13 protein-coding genes are annotated in these 12,511 nt (G+C 62.2%); 7 read left to right on the top strand and 6 right to left on the bottom strand.

Annotated features, from left to right (window positions below):
* Positions 1-701: GAP family protein (locus ACH2DW_RS14405; protein ID WP_394930441.1), on the top strand; the 701-nt coding region annotated here is incomplete at its 5' end.
* 100 nt (positions 702-801) lie between these two features.
* Here the strand turns inward: ACH2DW_RS14405 and ACH2DW_RS14400 are convergent.
* Both ACH2DW_RS14400 and ACH2DW_RS14395 read right to left on the bottom strand, forming a co-directional pair.
* Positions 802-1,671 carry an amidohydrolase family protein gene (locus ACH2DW_RS14400; RefSeq protein ID WP_394930440.1) on the bottom strand — a complete coding sequence of 290 codons (870 nt, stop codon included), beginning with the start codon at positions 1,669-1,671 and terminating at the stop codon, positions 802-804.
* Entirely contained in the window at positions 1,668-2,738 is a 1,071-nt protein-coding gene (locus tag ACH2DW_RS14395) for a 4-oxalomesaconate tautomerase (protein WP_394930439.1), read from the bottom strand. The genes ACH2DW_RS14400 and ACH2DW_RS14395 overlap by 4 nt, the downstream gene beginning before the upstream one ends.
* 46 nt (positions 2,739-2,784) lie before the next feature.
* On the opposite strand from ACH2DW_RS14395, the gene ligA reads away from it, so the two are divergent.
* From ligA to ACH2DW_RS14380, 3 genes are read left to right on the top strand one after another with little or no spacing between them, the layout of a single operon-like run.
* Entirely contained in the window at positions 2,785-3,174 is a 390-nt protein-coding gene (ligA, locus tag ACH2DW_RS14390; protein ID WP_394930438.1) for a protocatechuate 4,5-dioxygenase subunit alpha, read from the top strand.
* Positions 3,171-4,040 carry a class III extradiol dioxygenase subunit beta gene (locus tag ACH2DW_RS14385; protein WP_394930437.1) on the top strand — a complete coding sequence of 290 codons (870 nt, stop codon included), beginning with the start codon at positions 3,171-3,173 and terminating at the stop codon, positions 4,038-4,040. Before ligA ends, ACH2DW_RS14385 begins: the two co-directional genes overlap by 4 nt.
* Positions 4,040-4,990, top strand: a complete 951-nt coding sequence (locus tag ACH2DW_RS14380; protein ID WP_394930436.1) for a Gfo/Idh/MocA family oxidoreductase — start codon at positions 4,040-4,042, stop codon at positions 4,988-4,990. The genes ACH2DW_RS14385 and ACH2DW_RS14380 overlap by 1 nt, the downstream gene beginning before the upstream one ends.
* A 350-nt stretch (positions 4,991-5,340) precedes the next feature.
* Here the strand turns inward: ACH2DW_RS14380 and ACH2DW_RS14375 are convergent, their stop codons facing one another.
* The gene (locus tag ACH2DW_RS14375) at positions 5,341-6,246 is read right to left on the bottom strand and encodes a haloacid dehalogenase-like hydrolase (protein ID WP_394930435.1); all 906 of its coding nucleotides are present in this window, start codon (positions 6,244-6,246) and stop codon (positions 5,341-5,343) included.
* Positions 6,247-6,642: 396 nt separating this feature from the next.
* Here ACH2DW_RS14375 and ACH2DW_RS14370 point away from each other — a divergent pair, with 396 nt between their 5' ends.
* The 3 genes from ACH2DW_RS14370 (at position 6,643) to ACH2DW_RS14360 (ending at position 9,847) form a co-directional block, all read left to right on the top strand.
* Positions 6,643-7,968, top strand: a complete 1,326-nt coding sequence (locus tag ACH2DW_RS14370) for a cytochrome P450 (protein ID WP_394930434.1) — start codon at positions 6,643-6,645, stop codon at positions 7,966-7,968.
* A 36-nt stretch (positions 7,969-8,004) separates the two neighbouring features.
* Positions 8,005-8,817: a crotonase/enoyl-CoA hydratase family protein gene (locus ACH2DW_RS14365; RefSeq protein ID WP_394930433.1), complete on the top strand. Its 813-nt coding sequence runs from the start codon at positions 8,005-8,007 to the stop codon at positions 8,815-8,817.
* A gap of 100 nt (positions 8,818-8,917) precedes the next feature.
* A complete protein-coding gene (locus ACH2DW_RS14360; RefSeq protein WP_394930432.1) occupies positions 8,918-9,847 on the top strand; it encodes a methyltransferase domain-containing protein in 930 nt (309 codons plus the stop codon).
* Here ACH2DW_RS14360 and ACH2DW_RS14355 read toward each other — a convergent pair.
* The 3 genes from ACH2DW_RS14355 to ACH2DW_RS14345 all read right to left on the bottom strand — a co-directional run.
* Entirely contained in the window at positions 9,844-10,923 is a 1,080-nt protein-coding gene (locus tag ACH2DW_RS14355) for a LacI family DNA-binding transcriptional regulator (RefSeq protein ID WP_394930431.1), read from the bottom strand. The two genes, ACH2DW_RS14360 and ACH2DW_RS14355, sit on opposite strands and share 4 nt — an antisense overlap.
* Positions 10,924-10,936: 13 nt before the next feature.
* Positions 10,937-11,269 (bottom strand): hypothetical protein, encoded by a 333-nt coding sequence (locus ACH2DW_RS14350; protein ID WP_394930430.1) that lies wholly within the window; start codon positions 11,267-11,269, stop codon positions 10,937-10,939.
* 121 nt (positions 11,270-11,390) lie between these two features.
* The coding region (locus ACH2DW_RS14345) for an LLM class F420-dependent oxidoreductase (protein ID WP_394930429.1) at positions 11,391-12,511 on the bottom strand (1,121 nt) is incomplete at its 5' end.

Genomic DNA, 12,511 nt, shown 5'->3' with positions numbered 1-12,511 from the left:
GTGGCAATGATCAGAGAGATTCCGGCCCACTGATGGGCGACGCGATCGGCGCCACACTCGGGTACGCAGTGGGCATCGCGATCAGCCCGATTCCCATCGCGGCAGTGATTCTGATGCTGTTCAGCGGCCGGGCGCGCATCAACAGCGTCTCGTTCATGGTCGCCTGGGTTGCCGGCATTGCACTGGTGACGACCGTCGTGCTGCTCATTCCGGGCCTCGAGGCCGACAACAGCGAACCGAGTGAGACCACCGGGTGGATCAAGCTTGCCCTCGGTGCGCTCCTCCTTGTCGCCGGTGCGCGGCGATGGCGGACACGCCCCGGCCCCGACGACGAGGTGAAGATGCCGGGGTGGATGGCCAAGATCGACGACCTCAAACCGGGTGCGTCGTTCGGGCTCGGGTTCCTGCTGTCGGCGCTGAACCCCAAGAACCTGCTGCTCGCCCTCGGTGCGGGTGTCTCAATCGGAGCGCTTCCGCTTTCCACGGGCGAGACCGTCGGTGCAGTTGTGGTGTTCACCGTGATTGCGGCGATCACCGTGACCGTTCCCGTGATCGCCTATCTGATCGCCGGCGAACGGCTTGACCCCACGCTTGATCACGCCAAGGCGTGGTTGCTCGGGAACAACTCCGCAGTGATGGCGGTCCTGATCATCGTGTTCGGCGTCAGCCTGCTCGGTGACGCCATTCAGATCCTGACCTGACGAGACAACAAGCGCCTGCACTCGGACCCAGAACGGGGCGCCCATGCGGCTTGGCGCCCCGTCAGATTGTTGGCTCATGTGTTGTACCTCCGGTGGCTCGTCACCTGAAGTCGTAGAGCGTCGCGGGATTGTCAACCAGCACGCGACGACGAGTCGCCTCGTCGGGGATGAGATCTACGAGCAGATCGATGAGGTCGCCGTCGTCCGGCATATGGCGCACATTGGGATGCGGCCAGTCGGTTCCCCACAGCACGCGTCCAGGGGCGGCGGCAACGAGTGCTCGGGCGAACGGAACGACGTCGTCATAGGGCGGTGGCCCGTCGGCAGTGAGCCGCTCGGCACCCGAAATCTTCACCCAGGCCCGTTCATCGCGCATCAGGTCGAGCAGTGTTTGGAACGGCTGCTGCTCAATCCCGTCGGCGGTTGGGACCCGAGCCATGTGATCGATCACGAACGGACACGGCATCCGGTCGAGGAGATCGGCGTACTCAGGCAGGTCCTTGGCATCGAAGTGCAGCACGATGTGCCAACCGTGTGGCTGGACCTTTTCAACGAGCCGCCAGAACACATCGAGGTCGGGTGCGCCGCCGAGGTGTTTGACGAAGTTGAATCGGGTGCCGCGCACACCGGCGGCGTGGAGCGCAGCGATGTCGGCATTGGTGAACGACTCATCGATCATCGCCACGCCTGCATAGCGCCCGCTGCCGCGGCGAAGCGCATCGACCATCGCGGCATTGTCGGTGCCGTGGCACGACGCCTGCACGAACACCGCACGTGACAGGCCGAGGCGTTCCTGGAGCCGCTCAAAATCTTCGAGACCAGAGTCGGGAGGCGTGTAGGACCGGTTGGCGGAGAAAGGAAAGCGGGCCGCGGGGCCGAACACGTGGCAGTGAGCGTCGGTCGCTCGGGCAGGCGGAGTCCAACGGAGGGGAGCGTGGGGGGCTGGGTGAGGGCCGGGAACTGATTTCATGGTGAGGCGGGGAAGACGACACCGTCCATCAATTTGCGTGCCGTGCGGATGATGCCGGCGCGCCGTGCAATGGGTGGATTTGCGCTCGTGTCGATGTCAAGAGTGGCGGTGAAGCTGCCGGTCGGGTGCTCGCAGACGATGATGCCGTCGAGCCCGGCGCCCGTGCGGATGACGTCTGCTACCGGTGAGCCGGGAAGCAGTGCTGCGGTTGCGACCGATACGGCACCCAGCACGCCGATCGCTTCGTGGCACCGGTGTGGAATGAACGTGCGCGTCGAGAGGTCGCCGCTCCCCGTGGGAGGGGACACCATGGTGAGTTTCGGGACGGTGGTTTCGGTGACGTCGCCGAGCCCCATCAGTTGGCCGGCCTGCAAGCGGATTGATTCCAGGCGGGCCCGGAGTGCGTCGTTGCTGTCGAGTTTGTCGGGTGTCTCGGCACCCGTGATCCCGAGGTCTGTGGCGCTCATCACGACGACCGGCATGCCGTTGTCGACCATCGTCACCGCGATGCCATCGATCCGATCGACGGCCGATCCGGTGGGAAGCAACGCGCCGCATGAGCCGCCCGCGATGTCGGCGAAGTCGAGTTGCACGCGGGCCGCGGTTCGGGGCACACCATCGATGGCGGTCGCGCCAGCGTAGACCGGGAGCCCGTCGTTGACCGGAAACGTCGACGTGGCCACAGAGTTGGTGTTCGACATGTACACGCGAACACTCGCGCTGGGTCCGGTGACGACGATCAAGCCGCGCTCGACGGCGAACTGAGCGGTTGCAGCGAGCAGGTTGCCGCAGTTCTGTCGGTCGCTCACGAGCGCCTGGTCGACGCTGACCTGCAGGAAGAGGTAGTCGATATCTGCGTCTGAGCGAGCGCTGCGACTGATCACGGCAACTTTGCTCGTCAGCGGCGTTGCGCCGCCGATCCCGTCGATCTGGCGGGCATCGGGCGAGCCCATCACGGCGAGCAACAGCGCATCGCGCTCTGCGGGATCTGCCGGAAGGTCATTGCTGAGGAAGAACGCACCCTTGGACGTTCCGCCGCGCATCACCATGCAGGGAACGCCAACCATTGCCCCATTCTGCCCCGGTTCAGCGGTTGCCTACAATCGACCTCTCATGGCGATTGACAAGCCCTACCTCGACATTCCAGGAACGACCGTCTTTGACGCGGCGCAATCGCGCAAAGGCTATTGGCTCAACCAGTTCTGCATGTCGCTCATGCGGGCCGATAACCGCGAGCGCTTCCTCGGCAACGAGCCTGCGTACCTCGACGAATGGGAGATGACCGCGGCGCAAAAGCAGTCGGTGCTCGATCGGGATATGAACGCAATGATCGCACTGGGCGGCAACATCTATTTTCTCGCCAAGATCGGCGCCACCGATGGCAAGAGCTTCCAGCAAATGGCTGGGTCGATGACGGGCATGTCCGAAGACGAGTACCGGGCGATGATGATCGGTGGTGGACGCTCGATCGACGGCAACCGCCATGTCGGTGAAGCGCCATGAGCGCACGGATCACCGCAGCGGTCTTCACGTCCCATGTTCCAGCGATTGGCGCAGCGCTCGATCAAGGCAAGACCGACGAGCCGTACTGGCAGCCATTGTTCGCGGGTTACGAACCGTCGAAGGAGTGGATGCGCGACAACACTCCCGATGCGATCGTGCTCGTGTTCAACGATCACGCCACGGCCTTCAGTCTCGACATGATCCCCACCTTTGCGATCGGCACCGCTTCGTCCTACGCGGTGGCCGATGAGGGATGGGGCCCGCGCCCGGTGCCCGAGGTTCGGGGACATCCCGACCTCGCCGCGCACATCGCGCATTCGGTCATTCAGCAAGATTTTGACCTGACCATCGTCAATCGGATGGCGGTCGATCATGGCCTCACCGTCCCGCTGTCGCTGATGTTCGGCCAGCCCGATGCCTGGCCGTGCCCGATCATCCCGGTGGCGGTGAACGTCGTGCAGTACCCGGTTCCATCCGGGCAGCGTTGCCTCGACCTTGGCAAGGCCATCCGCAACGCGATCGAGTCGTACGACGACTCACTCGACGTACAGGTGTGGGGCACCGGTGGCATGAGCCACCAACTGCAGGGTCCTCGCGCCGGTCTGATCAACGCCGACTTCGACGCAGCATTCCTGGACACATTGATCGCCGACCCGGCGCGCCTTGCCGCCATGCCTCACGTCGAGTATCTCCGTGAGGCAGGTTCCGAGGGCATCGAACTGGTGATGTGGTTGATCGCCCGCGGTGCAATGGGCGACCTTGCCGGCCGACCGGCACCCTCCGTCGAGCATCGCTTCTACCACGTGCCAGCGAGCAACACCGCTGTTGGCCACCTCATCCTGACCGAGCCAGATTCGGAGACCTGATGACCATCAATGTTGCGCTGGCAGGTGCCGGCGCATTCGGGATCAAACACCTCGATGCCATGAGCAAGATCGACGACGTGCGAGTGGTGTCGGTCGTTGGCCGCACGCTCGAACCGACCCAGGAGGTCGCGGCGAAGTACGGCATCGGGCACGTCACGACCGACTTGGCCGAGAGCCTCGCACTGGACGAGGTCGACGCCGTCGTGTTGGCCACACCGACTCAGATGCATGCCGCACAGTCGATTGCCTGCCTCGATGCCGGCAAACACGTCGAAGTTGAGATCCCGCTGTGCGACAACCTTGCCGACGGCCGCCGCGTCGTCGAAGCACAGCAACGAACTGGACTCGTGGCGATGTGCGGCCACACACGCCGGTTCAATCCGAGCCACCAGTGGGTCAACCGACGGGTCCAGGCGAATGAGTTCGCGATTCAGCAAATGGACGTCCAGACGTACTTTTTCCGTCGGACGAACACCAACGCTCTGGGCAATGCACGAAGTTGGACTGACCATCTGCTGTGGCACCACGCCGCGCATACCGTTGACCTGTTCGCCTACCAAGTCGGCAGCCCGATTGTCGACGCCCATGCGATGCAAGGCCCGATCCACCCCGAACTGGGGATTGCGATGGACATGTCGATCCAGCTGCGCGCCGCGTCGGGTGCGATTTGCACTCTGTCGCTGTCGTTCAACAACGACGGTCCGTTCGGCACCTTCTTCCGATACATCGGTGATACCGGTACGTACATCGCTCGTTACGACGACCTCGTCGACGGACGTGAGGAGCCGATTGATGTGTCTGACGTCGATGTCTCGACCAACGGCATCGAACTCCAAGACCGGGAGTTTTTCTCAGCCATCCGAGAAGGCCGCGAGCCAAACAGCAGCGTCAATGACGTGTTGCCGTGCTACGAGATCCTCGACCGCCTTGAGCGCCAACTGGCGAAGTGAGGTGGTGCGCCGGCCGAGCGGTGTGTTCTTGCGGACACCCGCCACATGAAATTCGGCGATGAGTTGGCGTTGTTGTGATGGCTATTCATCAAATCGTCGTCGATGGGCTCCAGCGCGCTCTGCACGTCGAATCCTGCGTTGTCCAGGAGCGCGTGCCGAGCGGTCCACCATCGGCAAGGGTGCCGTTGACTGAATCGGGACTACACACATCAAAATGATCCATTTCGACCTCAAGGCCCTCGTCCGCTTTAAGCAGGCCGTCACCCTGAACACCGGAAAGAAAGTTTCTGCTGCCTGGGGCGGCGTATCTACTACTAGTCCATCTTGTCTAATTCGTCAGCCCGTTATTTTCAGGGAAACACCCGGACCCAGTCGTTGGCCACGCTTACTTTGAGCCATCCCAGCCGATCTGCAACGTCCCTGATCGGTTCGCCGTCGGCAGTAGTTTCTGCAGAGCCTGCGTAGGAAAATTCGCGGTCCGCATCATCGTGATCGATGAGAATCGCTAGTCCTGGCTGGGGCCCCGCAAGCGCGTATTCGAGCATCGCCTGATCGCCGGCGGTATTTCCGGCCGCCAAGATCGGTCGTCGTCCTATGTGCATTTGAATATGCTCAACTTTCGCCTCCTTGTCGTTGAGTTTCCCGTGCGCCGATGACTTGCGCACGAGCGACGGTCGGCCCTGATCATCACGGATGAAGTCATATCCGATCAGGCTGCCAACAACGAGCTCAGAGGGAATGCCGTACAACGGCTCACTAATTACTCGAACAAACTCAGTCCCCCCACCTGTGACGACGCCGACGGTGAATTCAAGAGCTCTGAGTTCCTCCAGAAGTTCCAGCATGGGCTGAAACACGAGGCCCTCGAGTCCGGTTCCCAAGGTGCGGTGCTTGTAACTATTCTTAAAATCGAGCACTAACGCCGTGAACTGCTCCGGCGTAAGGCCATCCAAGAGAGATGTAAGTGATCCCAGGAGTCGCTCGAGCCCTATGTCATCCATCGCCGCCGCATCGTGGGAGAGCAAAGCAGCAAACTCGGGCCGTTCTCGAAGCGTTGGATCAGACTCGACTTGTCGGGTCAGTATTCCGACAAAGAAGTCGAGTTGTATGTATGACGGACGTTCCGTCCAGAGAGTCCCGTCGTTGTCGAAGCAGGCAACACGTTCATCTACCGGGACTGATTTTAGGTCATCGAGATAGGCGATAAGCCGCTCCCGCGTTTCCCCCGGACGCCAGGATGGGAGTCGATCTGTCATGTCACTCTCCTGTCTCGCAACCAAAGATAATGTGCTGCTTAGGTGTAATGAGATACTACCCTTTCTAAATGCCGCTGTCGACCCCGACCCAGCCCTTTCGTCTGTACAGCATTTAAGAAGTATTCACTAATCGGCTTGAAGCGAGCTGAGCTCGCCTGCCCAAGGGTGGCGGGTGTGAGGCCGATTTTTTGGGAAAGGCCAATGAGTGCAGAAGGATGACGGGCTTTCGGACGTTTTGTGCCTGATCGGTTGGAATGGGCACGCTGACTGATTCAGCGTGAGCTGTAAGACGGGGCTCCTTGGAATTGTGACCACTTTACGCCACTCGCTATTATTTGGAACGCCGTTCCAATATGCGGGGACTTCGGGTAATGAGGTCAAGAAGGGGTAGTGACAATGACTGACACCGACACCAGTACTGACACGGAGATCCCATGGCCACCAGCGGGATTCCGTGGGCCCGAGCAAGAGCAGGCTGAAAAAGGCGCCGACGTTGCCCCGGCGGATGAGTTGGCCCTCGAAGAGATCAACCCGTTGAACGCTCACCTGTTCGCAAACGATCGTTATCACCGCTACTTCGAACGACTGCGAAATGAAGACCCGGTCCACTTCAATGAGATCGAAACCGCAGGCAGGTACTGGTCAGTGACCAAGGGTGAAGATATAAAAGCGGCGGAGGCTGACTGGCAGACGTTTTCGTCGGCCAGCGGCATCACGTTGGGCGTCCCGACTGCGGAGCGTGGTGCCGTAGGGTCGGAGACATCGGCATTCATCGCAATGGATCCGCCTGAGCATCGCGCGCAGCGTCGGACGGTGACGCCAGCTGTGCAGCCGAAGAATTTGATGAACCTCGAACCGCTTATTCGAGAGCGGACGGTGGAAGTGCTCGAGTCGCTCCCCGAGGGCGAAACGTTCGACTGGGTTGAGACGGTCTCCATTGAGTTAACGACGCGGATGTTGGCAACCTTGTTCGACTTTCCGTTCGAGGACCGCATGAAACTTGCCCGCTGGTCCGACATTGTCTTCGCAATTCCTGAGCCGGGGGGCGTCATTGAATCCCTCGAGCAACGCCAAGAAGAACTGATGGAATGTGTGCAGTACTTCTCGGGGTTGTGGGAAGAGCGCCGTGAAAGTCCAGGTGGTGATCTTGTCTCGATGCTCGTGCACGGAGAGGCGACGAAGGGCATGTCTGCTGTGGAGCACCTGGGCAATTTGCTTTTATTGATCGTCGGAGGCAACGACACCACTCGGAACACGATGAGTGGCAGTGTCTATGGACTGAATACATTCCCAGAGCAATACGACAAGTTGGTCGCGAATCCAGATCTGATCCGCAACATGGTCCAGGAGATCATCCGTTGGCAGACGCCGCTCTCCTATATGCGTCGGACCGCGACCCGTGACTGTGAGCTCGGTGGCAAGCAGATCAAGAAAGACGATCAGCTCCTCATGTGGTATCTGTCGGCGAACCGCGACGCGACCGTGTTCGACAACGCCGACGCCGTCGACATCGAACGCGAGAATGCCGATCAGCATCTCTCATTCGGGTATGGCGTGCACCGTTGTATGGGCCTCCGGTTGGCAGAGATGCAGCTGCGGATCCTGTGGGAAGAAATCCTCGAACGCTTCGAACGGATCGAAGTGCAGGCCGAACCAGGCCGTACGCTCTCGTCGTTCGTCCACGGCTACACCAGCCTCCCGGTGACCGTCACCCGCAAGTAAGGGGACGGGCACGCGGCCCCACCCCTCGGAGTACCCATGCCCGTCGACCTCGACCCCCGCCGCTTCACTCTTCTCGACATCGAGCACCGCGATGACGGCGTGTCGATTGTCGTGCTGAACCGCCCAGAAAAGCGCAACGCACTCAACGTCGCCACCATCGACGAGCTCGTCGACTTCTTCGCTGCCGCCCCGCGTGCCGGAGTCAGGGCAGTCGTACTCGCCGGCGCCGGTGATCATTTCTGTGCGGGCCTTGACCTGATCGAACACCACGACGCGGACCGGAGTCCGGCGGACTTCATGCACGTGTGTCTGCGATGGCACGAGGCGTTCAACAAGATGGAGTACGGCGGCGTCCCGGTGATTGCGGCGTTGAGTGGTGCCGTCGTCGGTGGCGGCCTTGAGCTGGCGAGTTCGGCCCACATCCGGGTGATGGACAACTCGACGTACTTCGCGCTCCCGGAGGGACAGCGTGGCCTGTTCACCGGTGGCGGCGCGACGATTCGGGTTGCCCAGCTGGTCGGCAAAGCACAAATGGTCGACATGATGTTGACCGGTCGCGTCCATCAGGGCCAGGCGGCCGTCGATCTCGGGTTGGCGCAGTACATCGAAACGGAACGGTCGAGTTTCGACAAAGCCCTCGAGATCGCACAGCAGGCGGCGGCGAATCTGCCGCTGACGAACTTTGCGATCTGCTCGGCCATTAGCCACATGCAGAACATGTCGCCATTCGATGCGGCCTACGCCGAGTCAGTCGTGGCTGGGGTCGTCAATACGCAGCCCGACGCCCGCGCCCGCCTCGCAGCGTTTGCCGACAAGTCGGCTCCGCGCACGCGCCCCGACGCTCCGTAGCCTTCGGCCCATGGGCAATCGGGCGGCGCAGGCTGCGACAAAGGCCGCCAGATCGACGGTGGGATTCGCGGCTCGACGGATCGCTTCGAGCGAGTGGCTGATGAGCATCGTCTACGACCACATGAACGAGACCAACTTTGCTGGGCTCGCCGAGCACGAAGAGATGTTGAGTGACTCGGTTCGTGTCGACGCGTACCACCGCGGCATTGAGCGGAACGTACAGTCCGGCGACGTTGTTCTCGACCTCGGGACTGGCACCGGCTTGCTCGCGTTCATGGCGAGCAGAGCTGGAGCGAGCAAGGTCTACGCCGTTGAACACTCAGATTTCATTCAGGTCGCGCGCGAGATCGCACAACTCAACGGCTTCACGAACATTGAGTTTGTGCAGGCCAACAGCCGTGAGTTCACGCCCCCCGAGCCGATCGATGTCGTGCTCCACGAACAGATGGGCGATGAGCTGTTCAACGAGAACATGCTGCAGAACGTGCTCGACCTGCGCGATCGGGTGCTGCGCCCCGGCGGGCGGATCTTGCCCGCCACCTTCCGACTCTTCGCTGAGCCAGTGACCATCCATGACGCGATGAGGATCAGACGTTTCTGGAACATCGATCTTCCCGATGGCATCGATCTCAGCGCGACCGAGCACTCACCGATCGCCGGGCGATTCGACACCGGCCGCAACGAACAGTTCTGGGCCCGGCCAGGATCGGTGGCTTCCACCGTTGGCGAGCCGCACCCCGTTCTCGAGTTCGATCTCCACACCCTTGAGTCGCTCGAGTCGCTGGCGACTGATCACCTCATCGAGCGCACTGCTTCCGCCGACGCGATCGTCGATGGCTGCTGTGTGTGGTTCGAGGCAGAGTTCGACGATGCCACGACGCTGTCGACGAGCCCGCTGGCACCGCTCACCAGCTGGGGCAACCGAATCTTTCGACTCGACCAACCGATCGGTCAAGGCGAGCAACTCCGACTGAACCTTCGGATGGGCCAGCTCTTCGAGCCGTCAACCTGGCACGTCGATCTGCTCTAATCGTCACGCGCGAGCGGCGGTGCCGTCGATGCGCGGACGACCAGCTCAATCGGAAGGATGGTGCGGCGTGGTGGACCACCGTTGATCTGCTCGAGGAGCAGTTCTGCCGCGGCTCGACCCTTGTCGACGAGCGGTTGGCGGATCGTTGTCAGTGGTGGGTCCCAGGTGCGCGCCCGGGGCACGTCGTCGAAGCCGACCAGTGAGAGGTCGTCGGGGATGTGCCGCCCGACCAGTTGCCCGGCCTGACTGGCCCCGATCGCGATCTGGTCGCTGAAGCACAGCAGTCCCGTCACCGTTGGGTGTGCCTCGATCAGATGGACGGCGGCACGCCTGGCCGAGTCCGGATCGTTGCCGCCCGCTTCCCAGAGCACCAGGTCGGCTGCGTCGAGGCCAGCGTCGACCATTGCGGACCGGTAGCCGGCGATTCGTTCGCGGGCGATCCTCATCGTTGCTGCTTGTTCGCGATCGGCTCCGACGTGTCCGCTCCTCACTTCGGAGGTGAGTCGACCGAGCAGGACCGCCATGTGCGTGTGGCCGAGGTCGATCAGGTGTTGGGCTGCCAACCGAGCGCCGGCGCGGTCGTCGATGCCGACGAACGAGGTGCGGTCGCCTAAGTCGGGTTCGTCGACCACTACGACTGGTCGATTTCGGCTCAGGACCGACTCGAGCGCGGGATCGCCGTCGGCGACCGAAAAGACGATGTGACCGTCGACTGCCGCCGAGCCAACCGCGGTGTCGCCGAGCGCGACGCCGGGGGGAGAGGGCAAAAGGGTCAGTCCGGTGCCTGACAGGGCGCTGGTCTCAGCGACGCCCTGCATGAAGCTGGTGGTGTCCGGGTCGGTGAACACGAATCGCAGGTCCTCGGTGAAGAGCAGTCCAATGGCTCCCATGTGCCCGCTCCGAAGCATTCGGGCAGCGGCGTCGGGGCCTCGATAACCGAGTTCGGCGGCGGCTTGCAGGATCTGCTCGCGCAGTGCAGCGCCGAGTTCGTGAGGGCGGTTGTATGCGTTGGAGACGGTGGTGCGCGACACGCCGACGCGGTCGGCAACGGTCTGCAAGGTCACGCGGTTCGACATGTCGAACCTGCCCTTAGGCGGCGAGGCGAACCTCGTCGGCGACGACCGACGCGAATCGAGTGGCAGCCCACAGCTTTGACGTTCCGGTGTCTGGTTCCGACCAGGGGACGCTGATTTCGAGCGTTGAGAACCGGTCGGTTCCGCTGACACGGACTTCGGCGCCGTTGAGGGAGGTGAGGCCCTGGTTGACGCGCAGGCCGGAGTCGATGGCCGAGGTGTGGGTCTCGTTGCGGCCGTCGGCGACCAGTTCGGTTGCTGCATCGAGTCCGGTGACCACCGCGCGAGCGAGGTTGGCCTCGATGTCGGCGGGGAGTGAATCGACGAAGTGGGTAAAGAGAAGTTTCATGATGGGGGGCTCCTGTGCAAGATCTACTGTATCGATCAAGTTCTGAATCGATACAGTACCGCCGCACGTCGGGATCTTCCACCATGAACGTTGTCACGTCGGGCTGCGGCGAAACCGCTGCTCAGGCAATCCAGGCTTTGACCGCGGACAGGTCGTCGAGGGCGTTCGCCCCGGTCGCGTTGACCGTGAGATGGGTGACTCCGACCTGCTTGTACACACCGAGGCGTTCCTTGACGTGGGCCTCGGTGCCGATGAGGTTCGCGGTATCGACATACTCATCCGGCACCGCCGCCATCGCCTCGGCGCGTTGGCCGCCGAGGAACAGATCCTGGATCTTTTCTGCCTCCTCTTCCCATCCGTATCGGCGGAAGAGGTCGTTGTAGTAGTTCTTCGACTTGGCACCCATACCACCGACGTAGAAGCCGACGTGACCACGCGCGCCCTCGCGGGCATCGGCGACGTCGGCGCCCTCGCCAATGGCGAGTTGGGCGTCGCCAAAGATGCTGAGTGGGCCGAGGTCGGCTGAACGTTTGGCATTGCCGGCTGCGAGCGCTTCGCCCCACACCCGGTCGAAACGGTCGGGGACGAAGTGAATGGGCTGCCAGCCGTCGGCGATCTCCGCGGTCATCTCGACATTGCTCGGGCCAATCGACGCAATGACGATCGGGATATCTGGGCGTGCGATCCGGTTCATGAACTTCAGTGGTTTACCGAGACCGGTTCCCTGGTCCGCCGGCAGCGGGAGGGACACCGCCTTGCCATCGTGGGTGACCTTGTCCCCGGACCAGACCTTGCGACAGATGTCGACAGTGTCGCGAGTTCGCCCGAGCGGGCGCTTGAACGGAACGCCATGCCAGCCCTCGACGACCTGTGCGCCGGAGGTGCCGATCCCGAGGGTGAACCGGCCGCCGGAGAGCGCGTCGATGGTTGCCGCCGACTGGGCGATGAGCGCAGGCGAGCGGGAGTAGACATTGACAATGCCGGTCATCAACTCGATGTGGTCGGTCTTTGCCGCGATGTAGCCGAGCACGGACACCTGGTCGAAGCCGTAGATCTCGGGAATGAGCACCATGTCGACGCCAGCGGCCTCGAGGTCTTGGATCTTGGAGGTGAAGCGCTCGACGTTGCCGTCGAACATCAATGCGGTGGAGAGCTTCATGGTCGTTCCTTGCTTGCTTGTGGCTTGCTTGTGGCTTGATTGTGGCTTGATTGTGGCTTGATTGTGGCTTGCTTGCTGCTTGT

It is taken from the genome of uncultured Ilumatobacter sp., assembly GCF_963980585.1.
GTDB lineage: Bacteria > Actinomycetota > Acidimicrobiia > Acidimicrobiales > Ilumatobacteraceae > Ilumatobacter_A.
The sequence above is the reverse complement of the archived record's forward strand: the minus strand, read 5'-3'. Positions and strand labels throughout refer to the sequence as shown.